The organism is Chryseobacterium sp. StRB126 (assembly GCF_000829375.1).
Taxonomy (GTDB): Bacteria; Bacteroidota; Bacteroidia; order Flavobacteriales; family Weeksellaceae; genus Chryseobacterium.
On record NZ_AP014624.1, the window covers coordinates 2,651,367 to 2,677,950 of the forward strand.

Sequence of the window (26,584 nt, forward strand, 5' to 3'; positions counted from 1 at the left end):
TACTAATATGATATACCCTGTAGTATCAATAGGAGCGGACTTTAGTCCGCTTTCAAAATAAATGTTTATTCCATTGGCTTTAGCCAAAACTTAAAAATATTTTATAGATGCTGGAGTTTAGTCGTTAAGTAGAATAGTACTTCCATCTTCCAGCTCCCATCCATAAAACACACTATCATTTAATCTCCGCCCGTATCCTGCTCAAACTCACCTGGGTAATGCCAAGGTAGGAGGCAATATGACCAAGCTGAACTCTTTTAAGCAAATCAGGTTGATATTGAATAATATCCTTGTAGCGCTCCAGAGAAGTTTTGAATTGTCTTGAAATAATCAGTTCTTCAGATTTTATCATCTCTGCTTCCGCAAGCTTTCTTCCCCAATTGGCAATATGAATATCCTCATTAAAGAGTCTTCTTAAATTCTCAGTTTCCAGGATGTACAGATCACAGTCTTCAAGCAGCTCTATACTTTCATAGCCGGGTTTGTTTTCCACGTAACTTTTCATAGAAAGTACACACTGCCCTTCACTTCCGAACCAAAATGTAATATCATTATCCGAAGTAGACGAATAGGCACGGGCAATTCCTTTACGGATAAAATAAACAAAAGGAATAACCTTGTCTGCTTCCATCAGACAATATCCCTTTGGATGTGAAACTTCTGTGATATATGTTTTTAAGCTATTTTTGGATGCTTCCGGAAGGATATAAATTTGGTCAAGAATCTGGTCTATATTCATAAAAGATGAATTCTAATATTCAAAAATATCAGTTTTAGGCAATGCAATACAAAATTATTTTATGGTTTTTTGTGATAAAGGAATATAAAGAGCTGCTTATCCATGTGTAACTCCATTAAAGGAGGATCATATTAAATTTTGATATTTTCTTGCAAACCCATGAAAATCTATGATTTTCAAAACTTAAGTGTTTTTTCTTGCAGTGTCATTTTAAATTTTTAAAAGTGAACTTAGGGGGTAAAAGCTTTTGTGACTTTGTGGTTAAAATAGATAAGTTTAAAAGACGAGTGCTAGAATCTCTTCAAAAATCTTTTGAAATGTACTCCAAAGACAAATAACTCGCTTTTTTTCTTTTAAATATTGAGATTAACCGTAAAGACCAATTTTGTTTTACTAACTTTGCAGTTCGTAATATTATTTTTATGCACAAAGCTGGATTTGTAAACATAGTTGGAAAGCCCAATGCCGGAAAATCAACACTTCTTAACCAATTAATGGGTGAGAAGCTGGCGATTGTAACGCAGAAAGCCCAGACAACCCGTCACAGAATTTTTGGTATTTATAATGAAGAAGACCTTCAGATCGTATTTTCTGATACTCCGGGAGTATTGGATCCTAAGTACGGATTGCAGGAAAAGATGATGGATTTTGTAAAGGATTCTCTTCAGGATGCCGATGTATTTCTGTTTATTGTTGATGTAACGGACAAAGCTGAGCCTTCAGAGTTCTTAATTGATAAATTAAATAAAATCCCTGTTCCTGTACTTTTATTATTAAACAAAGTAGATCAGACTGATCAGGCAGGTCTTGAAACATTGGTAGAAACTTGGCATAATAGGATTCCAAAAGCGGAAATCCTTCCAATTTCTGCCTTGAACGCCTTCAATACGGAAGTTATTTTACCTAAATTAAAATCTTTATTGCCTGAAAGCCCACCTTATTACGATAAGGATCAGTATACAGATAAACCTGAAAGATTTTTCGTGAATGAGGCTATTCGTGAAAAAATCCTTTTGAACTATGATAAAGAAATTCCATATTCTGTAGAGGTTGTGACTGAGCAGTTCAAAGAAAAAGAAGGAATTATTTTCATTGATTCTATTATTTATGTAGAAAGAGATACCCAAAAAGGAATTATTATCGGACACAAAGGAGAAGCAATCAAAAAGGTAGGTACAGAAGCAAGATTAGACCTTGAGAAGTTCTTTTCCAAGAAAATTCACTTAAATTTATTTGTGAAAGTGAAAAAAGACTGGAGAAAGAATGACAGAGACCTTAAAAATTTCGGTTACAGATAGACTAAAAATGCTGTAAAGTCCGTTGTATTAAAAGATTTTTATTACCTTAGTCTAAATTTTTTAGTAAATGAACTATAATAATTCAAATTCGAGCTCTATACCAAAAGATATTATTTTATTAGCAGTGAGAGTATTTGTTGGCTTTGCAATGCTTTCTCATGGATACCCAAAACTCCAAATGTTATTGGCAGGCGGTAAAATTGAATTTTTTGATTTTTTGGGAATGGGGCCACAAATTACCCTAGTTCTTACGGTACTTGCTGAATTTGTTTGTTCAATTCTACTCATATTAGGACTTTTTACAAGGGTTTCCTTAGGCTTTCTGATCTTTACAATGGTTATTGCAGGATTTGTAGTTCATGGGTCTGATCCTTTTGAAAAAAGAGAAATGAGCCTTATTTATCTTTCCGTATATCTTCTTCTGATGATTATCGGGGCCGGAAAGGTTTCCGTAGATCATTTGATTGAAAGGAGAAAACGAACATCAGACTGGTAAAAACGTATACAACATATAATAAAAAGAGCATCAATTGATGCTCTTTTTTGTTGGAGTTATTTTTAATAATGTCTTTGTTATTGGGGATTTTAGATGAAATTTTGCACTTATTTCTCTCAAAAATCACTACATTCGTAGAAAATGAATCTATATGAAGATAAAACTGACAATCTGCCTTCTGGCGTTTCTCAATTTTTATGATGCACAGGAGAATATTACTTATCAAAAACCTTCTGCCGAAATCCTGAAACTGGCAGATTATGAAAGACCACCGGCTGTTTTAATGAACAACAAAAAAGATTGGGTGGTTTTTACTTACCGTTCAACCTATAAAACACTGGATGATCTTAACCAGCAGGAAATGAAACTGGGTGGTTTAAGAATCAATCCGGTTACGAATATTGCAAGTACTACCACGTATTTCAACAACCTTAAAATAAGAAAGTTCAGCGATAAAAACGAGGTTCAGGTGAAAAATCTGCCTGTGGGTGCTAAAATTGCTTACGTTCAGTTTTCACCGGACGAAAAGAAACTAACTTTTACCAATACAACCAATAAAGGAGTAGAGTTGTGGATTGTAGATATGGAAACGGCTACAGCTAAAAAAATTACACAAGACATCCTGAATGCCAATTTAGGAACGCCATATCTTTGGTATAATGATTCCCAAAGCTTATTAATCCGAACGCTGCCTCAAAACAGACCTGCTTTAATTGATTCAGGAAAGGATCTTCCTACAGGGCCAATTGTTTCCACAGCAGATGGAAAAGTTTCCCAGAACAGAACCTATCAGGATCTTTTGAAGAACCCACAGGATGAGAAGAACTTTGAAACATTGGTAACTTCAGAGGTATTTAATGTAGATCTGAACGGAAATCTTAAAAAGGTAATGAACCAGGATATGTATACAGGATTAAGTTTTTCTCCTGATGGAAATTACCTGTTATCTTCAGTCATTAAAAAACCATTCTCTTATATTGTTCCTTTGAGTAGATTCCCTATGGCTACAACCGTATATGATATGAAAGGAAATACGGTAAAAGTGGTGAATGAAATTCCTCTTAATGAAATTATGCCTAAAGGTTTTTCATCGGTAAGAACAGGAAAGAGAGAGATGTCATGGAGAAGCGATGTTCCCGCAACATTAGTCTTTACAGAAGCTCTTGACGGAGGAGACCAATACAAAACGGCAGAATACAGAGATGAAATCTTCACATGGGAAGCTCCGTTTACTGCAGCTCCTAAATCATTTTTTAAAATCAAACAGAGATTCGAGGATGTAGACTGGACGAATGATCATTATGCATTAGTTTCTGAAGAATGGTATGATACAAGAAATACCAAAACATTCCTGGTTGATCTTAACAATGGTAACTCAAAAGTTATTGATGATAGAAACTCTCAGGATGTTTACAGTGATCCGGGGGAATTTAATACAGTAAAAAACCAATATGGCAGATCTGTTGTTGATTTAAAAGGGGGTAAAGCTTATCTGATAGGAGATGGGTTTACAAAAGATGGACAGCATCCGTTTATTGATGAGATGGATGTTCAGTCTTTAAAGAAGAAAAGAATATATACATCTAATCTTAAAGGAGCGAAAGAAAGCATTGTAGATATTATAAATCCTTCAAAAGGAGAGATTTTAACAACGCAGGAATCTTCAAGCCAATATCCCAACTTCTACAAAAAGAATATTAAATCCAATAAGGCCGAAGCAGTAACTCATTTTGCAAATCCATTTGAAAGCATCAAAGATGTTTATAAAGAAGTCATTACCTACAAAAGAAATGATGGCGTTACATTGACGGGAACTCTTTACTTACCAGCAAATTACGATAGAAAGGCTAAGAAAGAAAAATTACCTTTATTGATTTGGGCTTATCCAAGAGAATATAAAGATAAGAATACAGCAGGGCAGAGTACGCAAAACGATAATGACTTTACTTTTCCTTATTACGGATCTTTCGTATACTGGGTAACTAAAGGATACGCTGTTTTAGATAATGCAGCATTCCCAATTATCGGAGAAGGAAAAACAGAGCCAAATGATACTTTTATTACTCAATTGGTAGCTGATGCGGATGCAGCTATCAATGCGGTAGACCAATTAGGATATATCGATAAAAAGAAAGTAGCTGTAGGTGGTCACTCCTATGGAGCATTTATGACGGCTAATTTATTGACACATTCCAAGCTTTTTGCTTGTGGTATTGCAAGAAGTGGTGCTTATAACAGAACGTTGACACCATTTGGATTCCAGAGTGAGCAAAGAAACTATTGGGATGTTCCGGAGATCTATAACACCATGTCTCCGTTTATGAATGCAGACAAAATGAAAACACCATTGCTTCTGATCCACGGTGATGCAGATAATAACCCGGGAACTTTCACTTTGCAGACAGAAAGATATTTCCAGGCATTGAAAAACCTTGGGGCACCGGTAAGAATGGTTCTTCTTCCAAAAGAATCCCACGGATACCAGGCGAAAGAGAATATATTCCACGTTTTATGGGAACAGGATCAGTTCCTTGAAAAATGTCTGAAAAAATAATAGAAAAGGCTGTCTCAGAAATGGGACAGCCTTTTTATTTTTATGGAATGATAAGCAAAGCTAAGTTATTGTACAAGAATAAGAAAATCTAACTTTAGGCGAAGTTTCACTTACTATTTTAAAGAGCTTAATAATCTTAATGGCTAAAGAAATTGTAAGATCTCATTAATAGCTTTTAATTCCATAAAATGTTCATGTTCCAGGTTAATATCATGCTGTTCATGGCTCCATGTAATATGATAAGGAATATGAGCGGCTGATCCGCCAATTTCCAAAACAGGTAAAACATCCGATTTAATGGAGTTTCCAAGCATCAGAAAGTTTTCCGGTTGGCAGTCAAGATGTTTTAGCAGTTTTTTATAATCATTTTCCTTTTTATCACTCATAATTTCGATATGATGGAAATAGTCCTGTAATCCAGAATTTTTTAGTTTACGTTCCTGATCCAGCAAATCTCCTTTTGTAGCTACTACAAGCCTGTATTTTCCTTTTAAACTTTCAAGTGTTTCTGTAACTCCATCTAAAAGCTCAATCGGTTTTTGAAGGAGTTCCTGCCCCAGTTCAATAGCTTTATTAACCAATTGTAAAGAGGCTGTATTATTTGAAACTCTTCCAATAGTCTCAATCATACAAAGCATAAATCCTTTTACTCCATATCCGTATAAATGAAGATTCTTCATTTCTGTTTTAAAAAGCTCCTGAGATACGGAATGATGGGGAAGATAGTCTTCAAGCAATGCGCAGAATTCCTTTTCTGCTTCCTGAAAATAAGGTTCGTTAATCCAAAGGGTATCATCTGCGTCAAAAGCTATGGTTGTGATGTGATTATTCATTTTAGTTTTGTAAATTTCTGCTTCAAATTTCTATATAAAAAACAAATCAGCAAAGGACAATTGTCCCGGAGACCTATGTTAAGAACAAATCAGTCATTTTTAAGCCATATTGAAAGGCTTTATCGTGAACAAGCCGGAGAAAATATTATTCTGGAATCATTTTGTAAAGAGCAGAAATTATTGATTCAGGATCACTCTGTATCTAAGGTTATGCTGATTAAAGATGGGATTACAAAATGCTACTTTGAGGAAGAAAATGGGAAAGAATATATCATTGAATTTCTAGGGAGCGGTGAAATCCTCGGTGAAGTGGAACTGATTAAGAGCATCCCTTGTCTGTGTGGTATTGAAGCATTAACGGATGTTGTGACTTATACCATAAGTCTACCCTATTTTAATGAATTGATTCAAAAAGATCTTATCCTGAATAATTTATTGTTAAACTCCTTTGCAGAGCGCATTATCAATACCTCAAGCAGAGCCTCCTATCAGCAGCTTTATACGGTAGAACATACGCTTACACAGTTGCTTAAAATGCAGTCGAAACAGAATATTCAGATTTCCAAAGAAGATATGGCTGCATACCTCGGAATTACAGTAAGAAGCTTAAATAGAATCCTGAAGGATCTAAAATAAAAGTTGTTGGAAAATGCAAGGGCGCAAAGGTTTTAAACCAGTTTTATGTATGTTTTTAAGGCGTATTAGAATCGAAGATTCTCAGTAAGGAAAATACGTTTTCAAGCGGTATTTCTTTAAAAAAGATGGATGTTTATATTATTCGTGCATTTGTGGCCATAATATATGCAGTATTCAATTTTATCGAGGATAAAATCTTTGCACCTTAAAAAATTTCCAATATCAAATTTTTTTGGGCCTTTGCGTATTTCAAAAAAAAATATTTTGTTTTATTCTGTAAGATGTGTGTTTTTTTGATGGGTGATTATGGTTTTTTTTGTTTTAGAATTGAATTTTCGATCAAAATTGATAGGGGTATTTTTGAAATTTATTATTTTTGTACCGTAAATATTGAATATAATAACCCATGGGAAATATACAATTCAGAAATGCCGAATTAGCCGATTTAAATAAAATTGTAGCCATTTACAACTCAACCATTGCTTCAAGAATGGTAACGGCAGATGTAGAAGAAGTTTCCGTAGAAAGCAAGATACAATGGTTTAACGAGCATAATTCTGAGACCAGACCCCTTTGGATAGTAGAAGATCTTGATGGACAGATTGTAGGATGGGTAAGCTTCAGTTCATTCCATGAAAGATCTGCTTACAGTGGAACCGTGGAAGTGAGTATTTATCTGGATGAAAGCTGCAGAGGAAAAGGGTATGGCAAAACCATTCTTCAGTATTGTATTGACAATGCCGGGAAATTTGGAATAAATAACCTGGTTGCCCTTATTTTCCTTCACAATGAACCAAGTTTAAAGCTGTTCAGGCACTTTGGATTTGAAGATTGGGGAACACTTCCAGATGTAGCTGTTTTGGATGGTATTGAGAGAAGCCTGAAGATTTTAGGGAGAAGAATTCAATAAAAATATAAAAGGTTATCTTATTTTAGGGTAACCTTTTTCTTTGGTGTTGCATAAAAGTTTCTCGCAGATTTAGTGGATTACGCAGATATTTATTGCGGATATTAGATTTGTATAAAATTCAATAGGGGTGGGCTTTAGCCCATTCATCATAAAAGGTTTTCCTGCCATTGGCTTTAGCCAAAACTTATTTAGAAGACAATGAAACCATTTCTATATTTTTTGCATTAATAATCCGTGGGAAAAATAAAAGGCTGCTTCAATTGAAGCAGCCTTTAGTATATTATGCATTCTGCTTAATTCGCTTAGCGGACATATTCAGGAATCGTTTAACAAGGAATACGGCTGAAACCGTTAATCCTAGTCCAAGAGCGATCCACATTCCGAAAGCTCCCATTTCCAATGTTACACAGAAGAAATATCCTAAAGGAATGGTAATCACCCAATAGGCAATGAAAGTATAAATAGACGGGATTTTTACATCCTGTAAACCTCTCAACATACCTAAGGCTGTTACCTGAATTCCATCAGAAAGCTGGAATAAAGCGGCGATAATCATCAGTTTTGATGCTAGGGTGATTACTTCAACTTCTTCTTTTTTAGTGAAGAAAGTAGGCAATATATTTCTACCTAAAATAAAAAACAATCCACAGATACACATAAAGATAAAAGCAATCTTTAAGTTATTGATTCCTACTTTTCTCAATTCAACGAAGTTCTGTTCACCCAGTTTTCTTCCAATCATCACCGTAGAAGCCACACTGAATCCAACGCAAAGGTTGAACGTAAATGAAGCCATACTCAAAGCGATCTGGTGAGAAGCAATATCATGAGCAGAAATTAATCCGCAGATGAATGCTGCACCGGCAAAAGCAGTTACTTCAAAGAACATTTGTAAAGCTGTAGGTAATCCTAATCTTACCATTTTATCAAACATAGCCTTAGAAAAGTCTTGTACTTTCAAAGAAAAATCTTTGATATAACGTCTCGTTCTTTTTTCCTTCAACAAAACAAAATAAAGGAAAACCACCATAAAAATTCTGGAAATTAAGGTGGCTAAAGCAGAACCTTGTACTCCCATTGGAGGAATTCCCCAAAGCCCTTTGATGAATACGTAGTTTAGGGCAATATTGATGATGTTAGCAATAATGGTAGCCTTGGTAACTCCAATGGTGTAGGATAAGCCTTCTGAAACTTCACGAAGCGTCTGGAAGGCCATAATGGGAATCATACTGACCACCATAATACTTAAAAAGCCTATTGTATCAGGAATGATTTTCTCTGGCTGCCCGGAATGATAGAGTAGAGGCATTACTGCAAATAATACCAGCATCAGGATCATTCCCACAGCCATATTGATGATAAAACCATGACTGAACACAGAATTAATAGTAGCATGATCCTCCTTTGAGTGTGCTTCTGAAACCAATGGCGGTATGGCAAATGAAAATCCAAGAGCCAATACAAATATGGAGAAGAACACCGCATTCCCTAAAGAAACAGAGGCTAATGCATCCGCCCCTAAGAGTTTCCCGACAATGATATTGTCAAATAAATTCACTGAAACTTGCCCTACCTGGGTGAGCATCACAGGCAGAGCCAAAGTCAGGCATTCTTTTGTGTAGTTTTTGTTTAAAAAATTCATAATATTTTAAGATTCATATAGTTTATTATTCATATAGTCCAAAAAAAAATTTGCAGTAGTTGTACTGCAAATTTTTATAATATTGTAATAATAGTTGTATTATTTCCTTACAAAACTTGCAACGTCACTTTCAGAAACAGTATTTCCACCAAGAATAATCAATCTTTCCACAACATTTCTTAACTCCCTGATATTTCCAGTCCATGAAAGTGCTTTTAAAGCATCAATAGCTTTATCATCAAACTTTTTCATAGCAGTACCATGCTCATCAGCAATCATACCTGAGAAATGTTCAACCAATAATTTGATATCATCTTTTCTGTCATCCAATGGCGGAACGTAGATTTCAATTACAGAAAGTCTGTGGTAAAGGTCTTCTCTGAATTTACCTTCCTCAATCTCTTTCTGCATATTTTTGTTGGTTGCTGCAATTACTCTTACATCAACTTTTATTTCTTTATCACTTCCTACAGGAGATACTTTGCTTTCCTGAAGAGCTCTCAATACTTTGGCCTGAGCGATAAGGCTCATATCTCCAATCTCGTCAAGGAAGATTGTTCCTCCGTTAGCTTGCTCAAATTTTCCCTGCTTATCTTTAATAGCACCTGTGAAAGAACCCTTTACGTGTCCGAAAAGCTCAGATTCAATAAGCTCAGAAGGAATTGCGGCACAGTTTACTTCTATCATAGGCCCTCTTGCGCGCTCACTTTGGTTGTGAATAGCATGAGCTACCAATTCTTTTCCGGCACCGTTTGGTCCTGTGATTAGAACTCTTGCGTCAGAAACAGCTACCTTTTCGATCATATCCTGAATCTTCTGCAGGGCAGGAGAAGTTCCGATCATCTGGTATTTTTTATTTACTTTTCTCTTTAACGTTTTATTTTCAGTCTGAAGATTTTTGTTTTCTTTCTTCAGAGTTTCTTTAATCAAAGCATTTTTTACGCTGGTAATAAGCCTGTTGATGTCAATCGGCTTGGAAATAAAGTCGTATGCACCCTCTTTTAGACAGGAAACAGCAGAATCAATGTCTGCGTGACCTGAAATCATGATAAAGGTAGTTTCAGGTTTTAATACGAGACTCTGCTTTAAAAGCTCGGTTCCTGAAAGTTTAGGCATTTTGATATCAGAAATCACCAATGCGAAATCTTCTTTTTCTACCTGTTTGTAACCTTCAAGGCCGTCTTCGGCGATAACAAATTCATAATCTGTGAGTTCGTCAGAAAGAATACTGTGAAGTACTCCTGAGATTGCTTTTTCGTCTTCTACTATAAGGATTTTTTGCATAGTCGCAAATTTAGATTTTTTGTTTCAATTATTAGCAAAAACTATACCTAAAATTCTATTGGGAATAGTCTCTTCTTCCGAAAATTGCAGATCCAACCCTCACAGAGTTAGCACCACATTCAATCGCAACAGGGAAATCGTCACTCATTCCCATCGATAAGGTTTTTAAAGGTTTTAGTTGATTTAATTCATCAAAAATGGCCTTTAAAGTTAAAAATTCTTTTCTGATCTGGGGCTCATTATCTGTAAAAGTAGCCATTCCCATTAAACCGGTAATTTCAATATGAGGGAAATTCCCATCAATATATTGTTGGAAAATAGCTTTCGCTTCTGAAATTTCAAGTCCGAATTTACTTTCTTCTGCGGCAATTTTTACCTGAAGCAACACTTTAATGGATCTGTTGTTTTTACCTGCTTCTTTATTGATTTCAGTCAATAGTTTTTCTGAATCTACACTTTGGATGGTATCTATGAATGGAGCAATATACTTTACTTTGTTTGTCTGCAGGTGTCCAATCAGATGCCATTGAATATCCTGAGGCAGGAGAGGAGCCTTTTCCATCAGTTCCTGAACCTTATTTTCTCCAAAGACTCTTTGTCCAAGATCATAAACCTCCTGAATAGCAGAAACCGGATGCGTTTTTGAAACGGCAACCAGTTGTGTACCGGAAGTGAGCTGATCCTGTATCGCTTTATAATTTTCTTTAATACTCATAAATGCAAATTTCTGAAATTTAGGCTAAGGTTCAAAGTTTAAACTTATAGAAAAAACAGATTTTTTCAATCCTTAAACTAGTTCAGCACCTCATTAATTTTGGGATACTGAGAGATTTTTCTGAAAACAAACTTGTTGCTTTTTTGCAGTTTTTCAATAAACAGATCCAATTCGTTGATGGAATCAGTATCTCTAAGATATTGGTCGTGAGTAAGGAAAACCAGGTGTCTTGAAGTTTTTTCAAGGTCGTTAAGGAAGATACTGTCTACTTTTTTAAGCATGGCTTCATGACTTCCTTTTAAGGTCATCTTATGGGTGGGTCTCCATTCAAGATCCCAACCGATCACTTTATAACCTGCTCTTTTAAGACCATCTGCTGCGGCAGTAGAACTTTTGATATCAGTTACATTAATATTGTTAAGTCTCCAGATATTTCTTCCGGGAGTTCTTGCTATTTTGTCGTGAAGCTTCAGGCTGTCTTTGGCAATATCAAAATCACGTACCACTGCATCAGCACTTTTATAAAAGGCAGAGTACTTGTTATGAGCGTGGGTGAAGCTATGGTTAGCCAATTCAATAAGAGGACTTTCCTTTAAAAGCTTAAAATCATTTTTTTGTTTTGTACTTCCATAGGCATGTCTTCCTACTAAAAAAGCGGTGGCACATACATTTCTTTTGTCAAGAATCTTGAGAAGATTTTCTGTTCCCTGATTAGGGCCATCATCAAAGGTAAGGTAGATCACTCTTTTATCCGGATCTACACTCTCATCGTCCATTTTAGGGGCAGTTTCTGCGGCAGGATGTTCCTGTGAACTGGTGATTTCGTTCACATCATTTTTAAAATTACAGCTGTGTAATACTACTGAAGTTGCACTCATCAATGCAAACATCCCGAGAAAAGCCTTATTTGTTGACTTTCCCGCAAAAATTTTTCTCATAAAGATAATTGGATTTTAAATTGTTAAAAATCGTTAAAAATAACTATTGAATGTTAACAAATTATATGCCATGCTTCTCTGTGTTTTCTGTTTTTAAGTTTATTTTAAGAACTTTATTTTAAAGCCTTTTTTTATTAAAGTACTGATTGTTAAGTTATGGTTTTGTTTTCTGTAAACCTTAACATTTATAAATGGTAAAACGATAGTCTTTCTCTATTTTTATTGAAGTAACGATATTCTTCAATTGGTGGGGAATTAATTTTTAATTAATAAAATTTTAATATATACTGATTATTACTTTAGTCTGAAAACAGCTTTTCCGAAAAGTTTTGATATCTAAAAATAAAAAGCCTTTTCATATCCTGAAATGAAAAGGCTTTTATGAATGTCTTAAAATATTACTTGATCTCCAGATCCACTGAGTTTAATCTCAATGAATTCAGAATTACGGATAATGAACTTACACTCATTGCTGCCGCTGCAATCATTGGTGATAGCAGAATTCCAAAGAATGGATACAATAATCCTGCAGCAACCGGAATCCCTAAAACATTGTATATAAAAGCAAAGAATAAGTTTTCTTTGATGTTTTTAAGAAGCTTCTCGCTTAATAATTTTGCTTTGGCTACTCCCAAAATATCTCCTTTTAATAAGGTGATTTCAGCGCTTTCAATGGCAACATCGGTACCGGTTCCCATTGCGATTCCTATATCGGATTGGGCAAGGGCAGGAGAGTCATTAATTCCGTCTCCGGTCATGGCTACAATTTTGCCTTGCTGCTGTAATTTTTTTACTTCGTTCAGTTTGTCTTCAGGAAGACAGTTGGCTTTAAAATGTTTAATTCCTAGTTCTTCAGCAACAGCTTTTGCAGTGTGTTCGTTGTCTCCGGTCATCATAATGACGTCAACACCTTCACTCATTAATCGCTCTACGGCTTTTTGGGAACTTGCTTTAATTTTATCCGTAAAGCTGATAAATCCTAACACGTTCTGATCCTGTGCCACATAAGAGATCGTGTGAGCCTTTGATTGTACTTCTATTGCTTTCTGTTTTAATGCGTTGGGAATCTGGATCTGATGAGAAGTTAATAAGCTCTCATTTCCAAGATAAGCTATTTTCCCATTGATGTTTCCTTTTACTCCTTTTCCTGAAACGTTTTCAAACTGATCCACCTTTTCAGCGGATATATTTTCATTCTTTGCTCTTTTAATAACAGCATTGGAAAGCGGATGCTCAGAGTTTTGATTCAGTGAAAAGGCAAGTTTCAAAATCTGGTTTCTATCTTCATTGTTTACTGTTTCAATATATTCTACAGAAGGCTTTCCTTCCGTTAAAGTTCCTGTTTTATCGGTAATCAAAACGTTTACCTTATTCATTTGTTCCAAGGCTTCTGCATTTTTAATCAGAATCCCGTTTTTAGCTCCTTTTCCAATCCCTACCATTAAGGACATTGGAGTTGCCAGACCTAAAGCACAAGGGCAGGCTACAATTAAAACGGCTACAGCATTCACGAAAGCAAATAAACTTCTTTTTCCTTCCGGGCCAAAGAACTGCCACGAGACAAAAGTAAGAGCCGCAATAAGGATGACAACAGGAACAAATACTTTTGATACCTTATCTGTCAGTTTTTGAATAGGAGCTCTGCTTCGGCTGGCTTCATTTACCATTTTAATGATCTGTGAAAGCAAGGTTTCATCACCTACTTTTTCAGCTTTCATGATGAAGACCTGATTTCCGTTAATCGTTCCTGAAGAGACTTTATCATCAACCGTTTTTTCAACAGGAATAGGTTCTCCGGTAATCATACTTTCATCTACAATGGAGCTTCCTTCTATAATTTTCCCGTCAACCGGAATTTTTTCACCCGGTTTTACTTTTAATAAATCCCCGATTTTCACCTGAGAAAGCAATACTTTTTTTTCTTCACCATTCACCATAAGATTGGCTTCATCCGGAGAAAGATTCATCAGTTCTTTGATGGCATTTCCTGTTTTTTTATGCGCAGCAGCTTCCATTAATTGTCCCAGAATAACAAGGGTCAGAATAACACAGACTGCCTCAAAGTATAATGGGATTTCATGATTATGCCCACGGATTTCATGAGGAATGATATCTGGGAAAGCTATGGCTGTAATACTGAAAATAAAGGCAGCGGCTACCCCAAGAGCAATTAAACTGAACATATTAAGGTTCCATGTTTTAAATGAAACCCAGCCTCTTTTTAACAGAAACCATCCGGAATAAAACATAACCGGAAGTGTTAATGCAAGTTCAATAAACCCTTGAATCTGGTGTGAGAACGGAAAATTGATAAACATTCCACCCATGGAGAGTATAAAAACCGGAACAGTAAATGCCAGTGAAATCAGGAATTTTCTTTTCAGGATGTTGTAGGTTTCATCTTCATCATCATCTCCACTGTCGGGCATTCTTACCAGATCCATTCCGCAGATGGGGCAGCTTCCCGGCTCATCACTGATGATTTCAGGGTGCATCGGACAAGTGTACTTTGCTGTTTTCTTTTCCGGATATTTTACCAGATCCATTCCACAAACCGGACATCCCACATTGGAGTCATAAGTTTTGTCTCCCTCACAATACATTGGGCAGTAGTATTTTCCTGCCATTTCATCAGTAACTTTAGGTGCTTCATGATGATGGCTGTGATTATGAGCGTGTGAATGTGAATGGCTATGGTGTGAAACCACTTTCTGAGCCATGTCTTCAGAGATTTCTTCCAAATGCATGTGGCATACAGGACAGTCTCCTTTTTCATCATACACTTTATCTCCTTCACAGAACATTGGACAATAATATTTCCCAACACTGTTTTTAAAATTTTCAGGAAGATTTGTGGCTGAATAAGTAGGTTTATGATTAGGATCTTTTGCCAGTTTTTCCTCAATCGGAACTAAATACATATTACAATCCGGGCATCTTTCGCCCTGTTTGAAATATACTTTATCTCCCTCGCATTCCATTGGACAATAATATACTGACGATGGTGATACGCGGTCCAGAGGTTTTACAAAAGCTTTTGCAGGGTTGTTGGGATCTTCCAGTCTGTATTTTCCTATTTCTGCCAGAGAATCATTTAAAACCGAAAGAGCAACCGCGTGGTCAGAAGTGATGGTGGCGGTATTGTTTTCCAGATTTACATCGGCTGTAACTCCTTCTATGCTGTTCAGTTGATTGGATATTTTTTTCTGGCAACCTGAACAGGTCATTCCGAGTATGTTATACTGTTGTTCCATGAGTCTTAAATTTATAGTACAAATTTCCAAAATGAAAATTTAAGGGTGTTATAAATTTAAGGATAATAGTTATAGAATTTAGATTGAGGAGTTTGAGAGTGGGAGAGTATTACAGTTAGGGGGAGTGATTGATTATTTACTGTAATATTAAACTGTAGCACTCGAACGCTCCGACTCTCAAACCCTAATACTCTCTGACCCCAATTAAATATTATCAAGGGGCTTCCTGTGATGGTCTTTTAATTTTTTAAACTCAGTAGGCGTAAATCCGGTAACATTGCGGAATTGGGTGGAAAGATGCTGAACACTTTTGTAGCCCAGTTTTCCTGCAATTTCCGTAAGATTGAATTCATTATATAAAAGGAGTTCCTTTACTTTTTCAATCTTTTGAAGGATGAAAAACTGTTCCAGTGTAATATTCTCATTCTGTGAAAATGTTTTGGAAAGAGAACTGTAATCTTTGTGAAGTCTTGAACTTAAGAATTCAGAAAGAAGAAAATCTTCATCAATGTCAAGTTCGCTGATTTTTACAATAACGAGATTTTTAATTTTCTCAATAAGCTGATGTGAAGAGTCCATGATTCTTTCAAAACCGGTTGCAAGCAGGGTTTCTTCAATAGATTGCATGGTGGCTGCGGAAACTTCCGATTCTGTTTCTACTTCTCCCAGAATAATGGAGCTGGTTTTTATATCTGCATTATTAAAGATGGTTTCTACTGCGGCAATGCATCTGTTGCAGACCATATTTTTGATGAAGATCCTCATGCTCCGCTGTTTAATCTGTCTTTTACAAATTCAATCTGGGTTTTACCATGTGGAGCAGGATTTCCTTCGTTATCCAGATTAACCATAACAATTTTATCTACAGTGATAATCGTCTGATGAGTCATTTTATTACGGACATCACATTTTAAAGTAATAGAAGATGAACCAAAGTGAGTGGCTTCAATACCAATTTCAATAATGTCCCCCTGTTTTGCGGAGCTTACAAAATTGATCTCTGAAATAAATTTAGTAACTACTTTAGTGTTTTCAAGCTGAATGATGGCATATAATGCTGCTTCTTCATCTATCCATTGTAAAAGTCTTCCTCCGAATAGAGAGTGATTAGGATTTAAATCTTCGGGTTTTACCCATTTTCTTGTATGGTAATTCATGTTCTTAATAATTTACAGTACAAATTTAGCGTTAAAAGCTGGCTTTTTCCAAAGAATAGTATTTATTGATCTTAAGAAGATTATTCATTTTCTCAATCATTTTCTTTTGGAACGCATTGCTTTTGTCTTTGTAATATTAGGATCGTTTAACAACTTTTGATACTCTTCGCTTTCTCTTGGGTATAGGGCTACTTTTCCTTCCTTATTATGATGAAATCCGAATCCGTACCTTTTGGCTAAAGGAGAAGACCGGAGGCAGGCTTGGCCCTTGGAAAAGAATTGATCTCTTTCCTCCTGTTTTTCATTTTCAGAAATATCCTTCTTAAAGGCATAACATTCAAATATAATATCATCAGAAGTATATTGGTAAGGATTTTTACTGATCTTTTCATATTGAAGATTGGCTAATGTCTTTTCTTTCTTTTCAGGGGGAATCTGTGCCTGGGAAACGGGACAATCTTCTGCGACTTCTATAAAAGTATTGATGCAATTGGTGGTGTGCTGTTTCATCATAAATCCGATTAAAGGCTATATATATGATTTTAAAAGGAGTTATAAATATACTATAATATTCTCTATATTTTACTAGTAACATGTGGTTGGTTATTGATGGTTGTAAGTTTTGACAAACAATTGTTTATTTTTTTACAATTATTTTGAGGCATAATTTATTATGTTAACTAACTTTAACTTTTTGATAACTTTTAACATTAATTTATTGATTGTCAATAAATTAATGTTGCGTTTTGGCAGGATATGGAATTTAAATTCAAACTAATGTGAGAAAGAGATAAAAAAAAGCTTTGATTTGACATTTTTAATTGTATCTTGCATACGTTTATATTTGGAATCAATATTTGTTCATTAATTTATGTTGTTTTTCTTTTATATACCAAATTTTTATTAATTTTTTAATTTATTCAAAATGAACATTTTTGTTTCAAACATCAATTACGCAACTAAAGAGTATGAGTTGCACGATCTATTTGCAGAATTTGGTGATGTATCATCAGCTAAAATCGTAACAGACAGAGAAACTGGCCGTTCTAGAGGTTTTGGTTTCATCGAAATGGGTGATGAAGAAGGACAGCAGGCTATTGAAGCTCTTAATCAAAAAGAATTCAACGGAAAAACATTAAACGTATCTGAAGCTAAGCCAAGAGAAGAGAAGCCAAGAAGAAGCTTCGATAACAACAGAGGCGGAGGTTACGGTGGTAACAATCGTGGAAATGGTGGCGGTGGCTACGGCGGTGGAAATCGTGGTGGTAACGGCGGCGGAAATCGTTGGTAAAAATATAAAGCGGCTTTTAAGCCGCTTTTTTTATTTCTTTTTCTTCTTCTTTTTCTCTTTGTCTTTTTCTTTTTCCTTGCTGATCTTTACCTTTTTCTCTTTCTTCGGATTTAATATCTCTTCAGCAACCTCAAACTTAGGCTCTTCAACTTTCGCTGGTTTGATTTCAATTTTAAGATCAAAATAACCTTTAAGATCATCTTGAGTAAGCAGTTTTTCACTGAATAAAAACTCAAGAATTTCCTTTCCTGAATCATTAAAGAAATTGTGCGTAAGTTCTTTTAACAGAAACTTTCTGTATTCTTCAAACGGAACAAGTACCGTATATTTAAAGATTCTCCCTTCTTTTATGGTAGATAAATAGCCTTTTTCAACTAATATTTTCAAATATGTGGAAACCGTATTTTGGTGTGGCTTAGGTTCCGGATGCTGCTCCATAACGTCCTTCAGATAGAAAGATTCCATTTTCCAAAACAGCTTCATAAAGTTTTCTTCTGCGGCGGTAAGATGATTGATTTTCATATATTCTTCTAATGTTGAAATTGTATATTGCAATAAAGATAAATAAAAGATACCATAAAAGCTATTCCAGCTCCTATAAATACTTCTTTTACCGTATGCCTTTTTAAAATAATTCTGGTGAGACCTACCAAACTGGCGATCCCAAGCCATAAAAGACCCATTTTCCAGTCTAAGGTGAAAAATAATGCAGCTACAAATATATTAAATGCAGTATGCATTGAACTTTTAATGAAAAAATTGCTGATTTGAAGAGCAAAAAGCAGAATTAAAATAAAAAGCATAACCAGATCAATATATCCGTTTTTTACATAATTGAAAATAAGATAAATAACAACACAGGCTGCAATAAATACATAAAGTGTTTTTCTCTGAACCCGGTTGGAGACATCCATATTGGTGTATCTTCCTGTTTTTACATTCCATACCAGCCAGATGACAACCGGTGTAATAATCATTAATAATACAGGTAGAAAATAAAGAAGGGTTTCCTTAAAAGTATATTCCCTGAGACTCATATACACAAAAAAAATAACCAGAGAAACCAGCGGATTGAAGAAATCTGAGATAATCTTTGATATTTTGTGGAGAAGCGAAGACTTTTTTTCTTCCATATTTAAGTTTAAAAATCAAATATAAGATTATAAGGCCAAAAAACAAATGAAGATCGAATGATGATGTCTTTTTTGAGATACTGATAATGCAGGCAAGCGCTGATGATCTTTACTATATAAAATGTTTCTTCTGTTTTTATTGAAAATTATATGTATTATTTCCGAAAATTTTTAATTCCTTCTATTTTTAAAGAGAAATGAGTTTTTTGTTAGCTATTTTTGAAATATCAGATAAAATACATGATATATAAGGACTAATAAACTACATCAATACATAATATAATGAAACAGCTATTTATAGGGTTTCTTTTTGTTCTGGGTGGTTTTGTTTTTGGGCAAATCAATTCTTCAAAAAGATTCTTCGCCTTCGCTAGTTCCTGTTCATCAGTTGAGAATTTATGAAATACCAAAAGACAACAGACAGGTGTTTTTAGACCGGTTTAAGGATCATGCCCTAAGAATCATGAAAAAGTATGGATTCAATATCGTGTCTATCTGAGAGTCTGAATTTGAAGGAAAGACAGAGTTTGTCTATCTGCTTGAATGGAAAGATGAAAATACGATGAAAATGGCATGGCAGGGTTTTATGGCAGATCAGGAATGGAAAGATATTAAGATACGAACAGCAAAATTACATGGTGATTTTGTTAATACTATTGAAGATGGGACGCTGAAACTTTCAGAATTTTCACCGGAAAAGAAGCTATTGAAATAACCAAAAAAGATGTTAACAATAATTAAAGTTGAAAGAAGTAGGGGAAGAAAATGCAATGTTTTGATGATAACCAGTTTTATTAATTATGCCAAAATACTATACTCACGAGCTGATTTCTTAGATGTTGTCATAAGAAAATAACAGTTGGTATGCCATTTAATAAGCGTTTCTTTGGGTCGAAAATTAAGAATAATCCACTCCGCCTGCAAGTAGATTTTAGAGAAAAAACGAAAAGTTACTTATGCATACAATAAAAACAAAGTTTTTTTCATAATTTTGCTCAACTATTTCATCATAAAAAAGCAAGAGCTAACACATGAAAGAATTTTCTAAAGAGGTATACCTGAAGTGGTATGAAGATATGACAATGTGGAGAAGGTTTGAAGACAAATGCCGTTCTCTTTACCTAAAACAAAAGATCAGAGGATTTTTACATTTGTATAATGGCCAGGAAGCAATCCCTGCCGGATTTACACATGCAATGGATCTTACTAAAGACAGTATGATTACTGCTTACAGATGCCACATCCATCCAATGGCGATGGGAGTAGATCCTAAGAGAATCATGGCTGAACTTTGTGGTAAAGCTACCGGTACATCCGGAGGTATGGGTGGATCTATGCACATTTTCAGTAAAGAGCACCGTTTCTACGGAGGTCATGGTATTGTTGGAGGACAAATTCCTTTGGGAGCAGGTATTGCTTTTGCAGATAAATATTTCGACAGAAAAGCTGTAAACATTTGTTTCTTCGGAGATGGGGCTGCAAGACAAGGTTCATTACATGAAACATTCAACATGGCGATGAACTGGAAACTTCCTGTAGTATTTGTAGTAGAAAACAACCAGTACGCTATGGGAACTTCTGTAAAAAGAACAGCAAACCACGAAGATATCTATAAATTAGGATTAGGGTACGAAATGCCTTGTCTTGCTGTAGATGCAATGGACCCTGTGAAAGTAGCAGAAGCGGCTTATGAAGCTATTGAAAGAGCAAGAAGAGGAGACGGACCAACATTCATTGAAGCAAGAACTTACCGTTACAGAGGACACTCTATGTCTGATGCTGAGCCTTACAGATCTAAAGAAGAAGTAGCTGTTCACAAGAATGATGACCCGATTGAATTGGTGAAACACAGAATTCTTGAAAACGGATGGGCTACAGAAGCTGAATTAGAAGTTATGGATAACAAGTCAAGAGACTTTGTTGAAGAGTGTATCGAATTTATGGAGAACTCTCCATATCCGGATGCTGAGAAAATCTATGAGTATGTATACGCTCAGGAAGATTATCCATTCTTAGACAAATTAGAAAACTAAAAAATAAAAATTAATTTGAAATTTGAAGTTTGAAATTTCTGAAATCTCAAATCTCAAATCTCAGATCTCAAATCAATATAGATTATGGCAGAAGTAATTACGATGCCCCGCCTTTCCGACACTATGACGGAAGGTAAGGTGGCGAAATGGCATAAAAAAAGTAGGAGATAAAGTAAAGGAAGGAGATATTTTAGCTGAAATTGAAACTGACAAAGCAGTTCAGGATTTCGAATCTGAAGTAGAAGGTACCCTTTTATACGTTGGTGTAGAAGAAGGTGCTGCAGCTGCTGTAGACTCTGTTTTAGCAATTATAGGTAATGAAGGAGAAGATATTTCAGGATTAACTGGTGGGGCTGCTGCTCCAGCTGCTGAAGAAAAAAAATCAGAAGAACAGCCTAAGGCAGAAACTGTGGAAACTGCTTCAGCAGAAGTTCCGGCAGGAGTAGAAGTGATTACAATGCCAAGACTTTCTGATACAATGACGGAAGGAAAAGTTGCTAAATGGCACAAAAATGTAGGTGATACAGTAAAAGAAGGTGATCTTCTTGCTGAAATTGAAACAGATAAAGCGGTACAGGATTTCGAATCTGAATTCAATGGAGTACTATTGAAGCAAGGTGTAGAAGAAGGTGGTGCTGCTCCGGTTGATACTGTGTTGGCTATTATTGGCCCTGCAGGAACTGATGTTTCAGCAGTAGGAGCATCTAAAGTTGCTGCTCCGGCATCAGAGAAACCAGCGGAACAAAAAGCAGAAGTTAAAACTGAAGAAAAAGCAGCTCCGGTTGCTAACAATTCATCTTCAGACAGAGTGGCAATTTCTCCATTAGCTAAAAAAATGGCTCAGGATAAAGGAGTTGACATTAACAGTGTTCAAGGTTCAGGTGAAAACGGAAGAATCGTTAAAAAAGATATTGAAAACTATCAGCCAGCTGCAAAACCAGCTGCTTCAGCTCCGGCTGCAAGTGCTGCTGCTCAGGTTGCTGTAAACTTTGTTCAGGGAGAAGATACTGAGACTCCAAACTCTCAGGTAAGAAATATTATTGCAAAACGTCTTTCTGAAAGTAAGTTCTCTGCTCCGCACTATTATTTAATGGTTGAAATCAACATGGATAAAGCTATCGAAGCTAGAAAAGAGATCAACTCTATTCCGGATACGAAGATTTCATTCAATGATATGATTATTAAGGCAACAGCAATTGCTTTAAGAAAACACCCACAAGTAAATTCAAGCTGGGCAGGTGATAAGATCATCCACAGAGGAAATATCAACGTTGGAGTGGCAGTTGCTATTCCTGACGGATTGGTAGTTCCTGTATTGAAAAATACAGATCAAATGTCTTACACTCAAATCTCTGCAGCTGTAAAAGATATGGCTTCAAGAGCTAAGAGTAAAGGTCTTAAGGCTAACGAAATGGAGGGATCTACATTCTCTATTTCTAACCTTGGAATGTTTGGTATTGAAACATTTACAAGTATCATCAACCAGCCAAACTCTGCCATCCTTTCAGTAGGAGCAATCATCGAGAAACCAATCGTTAAGAATGGTCAGATCGTAGTGGGTAATACAATGAAGCTTTCATTAGCATGTGACCACAGAGTTGTAGATGGTGCTACTGGTGCTCAATTCTTACAAACTTTAAGAACATATTTAGAAAATCCATTAACTTTGTTACTGTAATTTCTAAAAGATTTATACTAAAACCTCCCAATCGGGAGGTTTTTTGTTTTAATATCAATATTGTTGGTATTATCTGTTGTAAAATCGACAATATGTTACTATTTTTGAATCATGATTAAAGCAAGAAATATCCATAAATCTTATGGGAATTTAGAAGTATTGAAAGGAGTTGATATTCACATCAAAGTAGGGGAAGTGGTTTCTATTGTAGGAGAATCCGGAGCAGGTAAATCAACATTGCTGCAGATTTTAGGAACTTTGGATCTTCCTTCTCAATCCGGGAAATATGATACTGAAATCGAAATTGCAGGAGAATCATTTATTAATATGAATGATAAGCAGTTATCAAAATTCAGAAATCAGAATATCGGTTTTGTATTTCAGTTTCATCAGTTGCTTCCTGAGTTTACTGCTTTGGAAAATGTTTTACTTCCTACCAGAATTGCAGGCGCTAATGAAAGAGAGGCTATGGAAAAGGCACATGCTTTATTTGAGGATCTTAAAATTGAACAACGACTAAATCATAAACCCAACCAGCTTTCCGGTGGAGAAGCGCAAAGGGTAGCTGTTGCAAGAGCTTTAATCAATTCACCGAAAATTATCTTTGCTGATGAACCTACGGGAAACCTGGATTCAAAAAATGCGGATGACCTTCACAGGCTGTTTTTTGACCTTAGAGACAAGTATAATCAAACCTTTGTGATTGTTACCCATAACCCGAATCTGGCAGAAATTACGGACCGTAAGCTTGTCATGAAGGATGGAATGATTATAGAATAGCTTTCTTACACAGATGATGAAACACTTTATTTTTCTTTTTATACTTTTAGTTTCCTGCTCAAAAGCTGAATCTCAGCAGGCAGAAGGAATAGGGATACCTGAATCTAGGATTTCAGAAATTAAAAAATTTATTAAAAATAAAGACTATAATCAGGATCTGGCCATCTTTATTAACTTTAAAATTCCATCAGGAAAATACCGTTACTTCGTTTACAACCTGAAGAATAATAAAATCGTACAAAAAGCTATTGTAGCTCATGGTTCAGGATCTGTAATTTCAGGGTCAGATGCTTTGAAGTTCAGTAATATTGAAGGCTCTTATCAGTCTTCTCTCGGGAAATATGCAGTTGGCGGAAGTTATGTGGGGCAATTTGGGAAAGCTTACCGTTTAAAAGGACTGGATCCTACCAATGATAATGCTATGCAGAGGGCTATTGTTCTTCATTCCTTTAGCAGTGTTCCTGATGCAGAATCCGAGAAGCCAGCATCTTTGAGTTTAGGCTGCCCGATGCTTTCCATCAATGCTTTTAAAGAAACGGCAAAATATATTGATAACTCAGAGAAATCGATTATCTTATACACTTTCTATTAATCTTTTATATTTAATTCCATGTCCTTAAAATTTTTGGCAGAAGACGACAGACCTCGGGAAAAGTTCTTACAAAAAGGTAAGAATGCACTTTCAGATTCTGAACTTTTAGCCATTATTATGGGAAGTGGAAACAGAGAAGAAAGTGTATTGGAACTGGCCAGAAAAATTTTGGCATCCGTCAATAATAATTGGAATCAGCTAAGTTTGCTTTCCGTTAAAGAGCTGATGAAATTTAACGGGATTGGAGAGGCGAAAGCCATTTCCATTATTACAGCTTTGGAAATCGGAAGAAGGAGAGTTGGGCAGCAAATCCCAGAAAAATCGGTTATTGGAAACAGCCATGACGCTTATTCAATCCTGAAAAATCAATTATCCGACTTAAGGACGGAGGAGTTTTGGGCTATCTTTCTGAATAACAGCAATAAAGTAATCCACACTTCGCAACTAACACAAGGCGGAATAAGCCAATCTATTGTGGATGTAAGAATATTGTTTAAAACAGCACTTGAACATTTTTCAACAGGAGTTATTATTGCCCACAATCATCCTTCAGGAAGTCTCAAGCCAAGTAAAGAAGATATTAACATCACCCAAAAAATAAAAGAAGCGGGAAAAGTATTAAGCATCCAGCTTTTGGATCATATTATCATTACACAAGATTCATATTTTAGCTTTTCGGATGCAGGACTATTATGATTAGAAGATTGAAATACCATGAAATTGATTTTGTAAAATATTCTCAATGTTTAGAAAATTCTGAGCAAAGAAAATACTCTGCAACCAAGGATTTTTTAGATACCACTACACCTAATCAATGGGAGATCCTTGTATACAATGATTATGAAGCAGTAATGCCTGTGCCTTTCGTGAAAAAATATGGAGTAAAAATCGTTCATAATCCTAAACTTTGTCAGCAGCTGGGAGTTTTTTCCCGTAAAGATGATGTGAATCTTAATGAAAAATTTCTGGACTATCTGGAAAGTCACTATCTGATAAGAGCTTACCCTTTTAATGACAGTAATGAACTTCGTGCAGAGCTCAGAATAAAGAAAAATTTTTTAATTTATCCTGGTGCCTATGAAAAGGTATATGCTGGATATTCACCTAAAAGGAAGAGAAAGCTTAGGCTGGATCAGGAGGTTTGGGATGTGTCGGAACTGAAAACTGTTTCTTATGATGAAGTGAAGTCTTTTATAGAATCCAATATTATAGGATTGAGTAAAGAAAGTGATCTGTCCGGTTTTATGGAGATTTATGAAACCTTCTATCATCTGAAATATTTGAATTTTCTTGCTTTTTATTATCAGGGAAAAATAATCAACGTTATTGCTACTTATTCAGACTGTGGTATGGTGGCTCTTTTGGGAAATTTCAGTGATAAAGAATATGTGAAATTATCTGGAGCTTCTGTACTGATTGACCGGGTGATTAAAGAAACCATTGAAACCAATATCTTTGACTTTGAAGGAGGAGATATTCCGAATATCGAAGAATTTTTCAGAGGGTTCCGACCGGAGTTGAAACCTTATAGGACTATAGAGCGTTCAAAAAAAGATCTTTTCAAAAAATTATGGTCTTTAGTGGCAAAAGGAAGACTTTTTTAATGATAAAAAGCATTGTTTAGATTGGTTCTAATTTAGTATTATTCCGTACCTTTATAAAACTTATAATAACCGTTATGTTACAGCAAGTTCGTAATTATAAATTATCCTATATGCTTTATAATTTCTTTAAAAAAAGTAAGTTAAAGCATAATATTCCACTATATAAAAAATACGGGATCAAAAAGAGGTACTATTCGAGCATTTCAAGCAAGGATTTTGCTCATCTTCCTCAGACAGAAAGAAGTATTACTGAAGAAAAACTCTCATCCACTGCTTTTTTTAAAGATTTATCAGCAGAAAATAAGGAAAGTGCTCTTCGCTATGATGATAACGGATACATGATTCTAAGAAATTTTATTAGCCCGGAAACCGCAGAAAATATCAATATTGAGATTGAAAAACTGATGAAAGACGGAACATTAAAATTCCGTTATGGCGGAAAGCTCATGTTTGCCATTCATTATTCTGAAATTATTAGAAATATCGGAATCGATAAAAATTTGCTGGAGTTTCTGTCTGTTTTGCTTGATGGTAAAGCCAAATTGTTTCAAAGTATCAACTTTATTAACGGAAGCCAGCAGAAAACCCATTCCGATAGTATTCATATGACAACATTCCCGTTGGGCGGGCTTCTAGGGGTGTGGATTGCCTTAGAAGATGTTGATGAAAATAATGGCGCTCTACATTATATACCGGGAAGCCATAAATTACCTTATTTCCTGAATTCAGATTACGATAATGAAGGAACAACTTTAAAAATAGGGAAGAAAAGCTATAAGGCTTATGAAGAATTTCTGGAAAACAAAGTCAGAGAATTAGGGTTGAAAAAAGAAGTTTTCAGAGCAAAAAAAGGAGATATGCTAATCTGGCATGCCAATATTCTTCATGGTGGAGAGCGTCATACTGATAAAAACAGAACCAGAAAAAGCCTGGTCTATCATTTTTTTGATGAAAACAGTGTATGTTATCATGAAGTTACACAAAGACCTGCATTATTTGAACTGTAATATCAGAAAA

Annotated in this window: 26 protein-coding genes and 1 pseudogene; 15 read left to right on the forward strand and 12 right to left on the reverse strand. The window is 35.4% G+C overall.

Annotated elements, in window-relative coordinates; translation table 11 throughout:
• Positions 1-175: 175 nt before the first annotated feature.
• Positions 176-739 (reverse strand): Crp/Fnr family transcriptional regulator, encoded by a 564-nt coding sequence (locus tag CHSO_RS11975; RefSeq protein WP_045496197.1) that lies wholly within the window; start codon positions 737-739, stop codon positions 176-178.
• A 422-nt stretch (positions 740-1,161) separates the two neighbouring features.
• Between CHSO_RS11975 and era the strand changes: the two genes are divergently transcribed.
• The 3 genes from era to CHSO_RS11990 all read left to right on the forward strand — a co-directional run bounded on the left by era (position 1,162) and on the right by CHSO_RS11990 (position 5,087).
• Entirely contained in the window at positions 1,162-2,037 is an 876-nt protein-coding gene (gene era / locus CHSO_RS11980) for a GTPase Era (protein WP_045496198.1), read from the forward strand.
• 67 nt (positions 2,038-2,104) lie between these two features.
• Positions 2,105-2,533 (forward strand): DoxX family protein, encoded by a 429-nt coding sequence (locus tag CHSO_RS11985; protein ID WP_045496199.1) that lies wholly within the window; start codon positions 2,105-2,107, stop codon positions 2,531-2,533.
• Positions 2,534-2,684: 151 nt separating this feature from the next.
• Positions 2,685-5,087 (forward strand): alpha/beta hydrolase family protein, encoded by a 2,403-nt coding sequence (locus CHSO_RS11990; RefSeq protein WP_084220973.1) that lies wholly within the window; start codon positions 2,685-2,687, stop codon positions 5,085-5,087.
• A 143-nt stretch (positions 5,088-5,230) separates the two neighbouring features.
• Here the strand turns inward: CHSO_RS11990 and CHSO_RS11995 are convergent, their stop codons facing one another.
• Complete coding sequence (locus CHSO_RS11995; RefSeq protein WP_045496200.1) at positions 5,231-5,920, reverse strand: HAD family hydrolase; 690 nt, start codon at positions 5,918-5,920, stop codon at positions 5,231-5,233.
• 75 nt (positions 5,921-5,995) lie between these two features.
• Here CHSO_RS11995 and CHSO_RS12000 point away from each other — a divergent pair, with 75 nt between their 5' ends.
• The gene (locus tag CHSO_RS12000) at positions 5,996-6,556 is read left to right on the forward strand and encodes a Crp/Fnr family transcriptional regulator (RefSeq protein WP_045502389.1); all 561 of its coding nucleotides are present in this window, start codon (positions 5,996-5,998) and stop codon (positions 6,554-6,556) included.
• Positions 6,557-6,962: 406 nt separating this feature from the next.
• The gene (locus CHSO_RS12005; protein WP_084220974.1) at positions 6,963-7,466 is read left to right on the forward strand and encodes a GNAT family N-acetyltransferase; all 504 of its coding nucleotides are present in this window, start codon (positions 6,963-6,965) and stop codon (positions 7,464-7,466) included.
• Positions 7,467-7,746: 280 nt separating this feature from the next.
• On the opposite strand, the gene CHSO_RS12010 is transcribed toward CHSO_RS12005, so the two are convergent.
• The 8 genes from CHSO_RS12010 to CHSO_RS12045 form a co-directional block, all read right to left on the reverse strand.
• Positions 7,747-9,108, reverse strand: coding sequence for an MATE family efflux transporter (locus CHSO_RS12010; protein ID WP_045496202.1), 1,362 nt, complete (start codon positions 9,106-9,108; stop codon positions 7,747-7,749).
• Positions 9,109-9,207: 99 nt separating this feature from the next.
• Positions 9,208-10,392, reverse strand: a complete 1,185-nt coding sequence (locus CHSO_RS12015) for a sigma-54-dependent transcriptional regulator (RefSeq protein ID WP_045496204.1) — start codon at positions 10,390-10,392, stop codon at positions 9,208-9,210.
• A 55-nt stretch (positions 10,393-10,447) separates the two neighbouring features.
• Entirely contained in the window at positions 10,448-11,107 is a 660-nt protein-coding gene (locus tag CHSO_RS12020) for a YggS family pyridoxal phosphate-dependent enzyme (RefSeq protein ID WP_045496205.1), read from the reverse strand.
• A gap of 77 nt (positions 11,108-11,184) precedes the next feature.
• Positions 11,185-12,045: a polysaccharide deacetylase family protein gene (locus CHSO_RS25035; protein WP_052480578.1), complete on the reverse strand. Its 861-nt coding sequence runs from the start codon at positions 12,043-12,045 to the stop codon at positions 11,185-11,187.
• A 398-nt stretch (positions 12,046-12,443) separates the two neighbouring features.
• A complete protein-coding gene (locus CHSO_RS12030; RefSeq protein ID WP_045496206.1) occupies positions 12,444-15,299 on the reverse strand; it encodes a heavy metal translocating P-type ATPase in 2,856 nt (951 codons plus the stop codon).
• 204 nt (positions 15,300-15,503) lie between these two features.
• Positions 15,504-16,064 carry a helix-turn-helix domain-containing protein gene (locus tag CHSO_RS12035; protein ID WP_045496208.1) on the reverse strand — a complete coding sequence of 187 codons (561 nt, stop codon included), beginning with the start codon at positions 16,062-16,064 and terminating at the stop codon, positions 15,504-15,506.
• Positions 16,061-16,456, reverse strand: coding sequence for an acyl-CoA thioesterase (locus CHSO_RS12040; RefSeq protein WP_045496211.1), 396 nt, complete (start codon positions 16,454-16,456; stop codon positions 16,061-16,063). Before CHSO_RS12040 ends, CHSO_RS12035 begins: the two co-directional genes overlap by 4 nt.
• A gap of 96 nt (positions 16,457-16,552) precedes the next feature.
• Positions 16,553-16,969, reverse strand: a complete 417-nt coding sequence (locus tag CHSO_RS12045; protein ID WP_232509192.1) for a DUF6157 family protein — start codon at positions 16,967-16,969, stop codon at positions 16,553-16,555.
• Positions 16,970-17,381: 412 nt separating this feature from the next.
• Between CHSO_RS12045 and CHSO_RS12050 the strand changes: the two genes are divergently transcribed.
• A complete protein-coding gene (locus tag CHSO_RS12050; RefSeq protein WP_045496213.1) occupies positions 17,382-17,747 on the forward strand; it encodes an RNA recognition motif domain-containing protein in 366 nt (121 codons plus the stop codon).
• A gap of 30 nt (positions 17,748-17,777) precedes the next feature.
• On the opposite strand, the gene CHSO_RS12055 is transcribed toward CHSO_RS12050, so the two are convergent.
• Both CHSO_RS12055 and CHSO_RS12060 read right to left on the reverse strand, forming a co-directional pair.
• Positions 17,778-18,269, reverse strand: a complete 492-nt coding sequence (locus CHSO_RS12055; RefSeq protein ID WP_045502402.1) for a BlaI/MecI/CopY family transcriptional regulator — start codon at positions 18,267-18,269, stop codon at positions 17,778-17,780.
• An 8-nt stretch (positions 18,270-18,277) separates the two neighbouring features.
• Entirely contained in the window at positions 18,278-18,880 is a 603-nt protein-coding gene (locus CHSO_RS12060; RefSeq protein ID WP_045496215.1) for a phosphatase PAP2 family protein, read from the reverse strand.
• Positions 18,881-19,448: 568 nt separating this feature from the next.
• Between CHSO_RS12060 and CHSO_RS26125 the strand changes: the two genes are divergently transcribed.
• The 9 genes and pseudogenes from CHSO_RS26125 (at position 19,449) to CHSO_RS12100 (ending at position 26,574) form a co-directional block, all read left to right on the forward strand.
• Positions 19,449-19,595: a hypothetical protein gene (locus tag CHSO_RS26125; RefSeq protein WP_198408398.1), complete on the forward strand. Its 147-nt coding sequence runs from the start codon at positions 19,449-19,451 to the stop codon at positions 19,593-19,595.
• A gap of 316 nt (positions 19,596-19,911) precedes the next feature.
• Positions 19,912-20,913 (forward strand): pyruvate dehydrogenase (acetyl-transferring) E1 component subunit alpha, encoded by a 1,002-nt coding sequence (gene pdhA / locus CHSO_RS12070; protein WP_045496217.1) that lies wholly within the window; start codon positions 19,912-19,914, stop codon positions 20,911-20,913.
• Between the two features lie 199 nt (positions 20,914-21,112).
• Positions 21,113-21,166: pseudogene (locus CHSO_RS26625) on the forward strand (hypothetical protein); the annotation flags it as partial.
• A gap of 156 nt (positions 21,167-21,322) precedes the next feature.
• Entirely contained in the window at positions 21,323-22,591 is a 1,269-nt protein-coding gene (locus CHSO_RS12075; protein WP_410493402.1) for a dihydrolipoamide acetyltransferase family protein, read from the forward strand.
• A gap of 111 nt (positions 22,592-22,702) precedes the next feature.
• Positions 22,703-23,371, forward strand: a complete 669-nt coding sequence (locus CHSO_RS12080; protein ID WP_045496220.1) for an ABC transporter ATP-binding protein — start codon at positions 22,703-22,705, stop codon at positions 23,369-23,371.
• 13 nt (positions 23,372-23,384) lie between these two features.
• A complete protein-coding gene (locus tag CHSO_RS12085; RefSeq protein ID WP_045496222.1) occupies positions 23,385-23,963 on the forward strand; it encodes a murein L,D-transpeptidase catalytic domain-containing protein in 579 nt (192 codons plus the stop codon).
• An 18-nt stretch (positions 23,964-23,981) separates the two neighbouring features.
• Complete coding sequence (radC, locus tag CHSO_RS12090) at positions 23,982-24,659, forward strand: RadC family protein (RefSeq protein WP_045496224.1); 678 nt, start codon at positions 23,982-23,984, stop codon at positions 24,657-24,659.
• Entirely contained in the window at positions 24,656-25,567 is a 912-nt protein-coding gene (locus CHSO_RS12095; RefSeq protein ID WP_052480579.1) for a hypothetical protein, read from the forward strand. The genes radC and CHSO_RS12095 overlap by 4 nt, the downstream gene beginning before the upstream one ends.
• A 74-nt stretch (positions 25,568-25,641) precedes the next feature.
• A complete protein-coding gene (locus tag CHSO_RS12100) occupies positions 25,642-26,574 on the forward strand; it encodes a phytanoyl-CoA dioxygenase family protein (RefSeq protein ID WP_045496228.1) in 933 nt (310 codons plus the stop codon).
• Positions 26,575-26,584: the final 10 nt, after the last annotated feature.

Excerpts from the sequence above, each read along its gene's own strand:
- CHSO_RS11975 (WP_045496197.1), bottom strand. The coding sequence starts at position 739 with ATGAATATAGACCAGATTCTTGACCAAATTTATATCCTTCCGGAAGCA.
- era (WP_045496198.1), top strand. The coding sequence starts at position 1,162 with ATGCACAAAGCTGGATTTGTAAACATAGTTGGAAAGCCCAATGCCGGA.
- CHSO_RS11985 (WP_045496199.1), top strand. The coding sequence starts at position 2,105 with ATGAACTATAATAATTCAAATTCGAGCTCTATACCAAAAGATATTATT.
- CHSO_RS11990 (WP_084220973.1), top strand. The coding sequence starts at position 2,685 with ATGAAGATAAAACTGACAATCTGCCTTCTGGCGTTTCTCAATTTTTAT.
- CHSO_RS11995 (WP_045496200.1), bottom strand. The coding sequence starts at position 5,920 with ATGAATAATCACATCACAACCATAGCTTTTGACGCAGATGATACCCTT.
- CHSO_RS12000 (WP_045502389.1), top strand. The coding sequence starts at position 5,996 with ATGTTAAGAACAAATCAGTCATTTTTAAGCCATATTGAAAGGCTTTAT.
- CHSO_RS12005 (WP_084220974.1), top strand. The coding sequence starts at position 6,963 with ATGGGAAATATACAATTCAGAAATGCCGAATTAGCCGATTTAAATAAA.
- CHSO_RS12010 (WP_045496202.1), bottom strand. The coding sequence starts at position 9,108 with ATGAATTTTTTAAACAAAAACTACACAAAAGAATGCCTGACTTTGGCT.
- CHSO_RS12015 (WP_045496204.1), bottom strand. The coding sequence starts at position 10,392 with ATGCAAAAAATCCTTATAGTAGAAGACGAAAAAGCAATCTCAGGAGTA.
- CHSO_RS12020 (WP_045496205.1), bottom strand. The coding sequence starts at position 11,107 with ATGAGTATTAAAGAAAATTATAAAGCGATACAGGATCAGCTCACTTCC.
- CHSO_RS25035 (WP_052480578.1), bottom strand. The coding sequence starts at position 12,045 with ATGAGAAAAATTTTTGCGGGAAAGTCAACAAATAAGGCTTTTCTCGGG.
- CHSO_RS12030 (WP_045496206.1), bottom strand. The coding sequence starts at position 15,299 with ATGGAACAACAGTATAACATACTCGGAATGACCTGTTCAGGTTGCCAG.
- CHSO_RS12035 (WP_045496208.1), bottom strand. The coding sequence starts at position 16,064 with ATGAGGATCTTCATCAAAAATATGGTCTGCAACAGATGCATTGCCGCA.
- CHSO_RS12040 (WP_045496211.1), bottom strand. The coding sequence starts at position 16,456 with ATGAATTACCATACAAGAAAATGGGTAAAACCCGAAGATTTAAATCCT.
- CHSO_RS12045 (WP_232509192.1), bottom strand. The coding sequence starts at position 16,969 with ATGATGAAACAGCACACCACCAATTGCATCAATACTTTTATAGAAGTC.
- CHSO_RS12050 (WP_045496213.1), top strand. The coding sequence starts at position 17,382 with ATGAACATTTTTGTTTCAAACATCAATTACGCAACTAAAGAGTATGAG.
- CHSO_RS12055 (WP_045502402.1), bottom strand. The coding sequence starts at position 18,269 with ATGAAAATCAATCATCTTACCGCCGCAGAAGAAAACTTTATGAAGCTG.
- CHSO_RS12060 (WP_045496215.1), bottom strand. The coding sequence starts at position 18,880 with ATGGAAGAAAAAAAGTCTTCGCTTCTCCACAAAATATCAAAGATTATC.
- CHSO_RS26125 (WP_198408398.1), top strand. The coding sequence starts at position 19,449 with ATGGCATGGCAGGGTTTTATGGCAGATCAGGAATGGAAAGATATTAAG.
- pdhA (WP_045496217.1), top strand. The coding sequence starts at position 19,912 with ATGAAAGAATTTTCTAAAGAGGTATACCTGAAGTGGTATGAAGATATG.
- CHSO_RS12080 (WP_045496220.1), top strand. The coding sequence starts at position 22,703 with ATGATTAAAGCAAGAAATATCCATAAATCTTATGGGAATTTAGAAGTA.
- CHSO_RS12085 (WP_045496222.1), top strand. The coding sequence starts at position 23,385 with ATGATGAAACACTTTATTTTTCTTTTTATACTTTTAGTTTCCTGCTCA.
- radC (WP_045496224.1), top strand. The coding sequence starts at position 23,982 with ATGTCCTTAAAATTTTTGGCAGAAGACGACAGACCTCGGGAAAAGTTC.
- CHSO_RS12095 (WP_052480579.1), top strand. The coding sequence starts at position 24,656 with ATGATTAGAAGATTGAAATACCATGAAATTGATTTTGTAAAATATTCT.
- CHSO_RS12100 (WP_045496228.1), top strand. The coding sequence starts at position 25,642 with ATGTTACAGCAAGTTCGTAATTATAAATTATCCTATATGCTTTATAAT.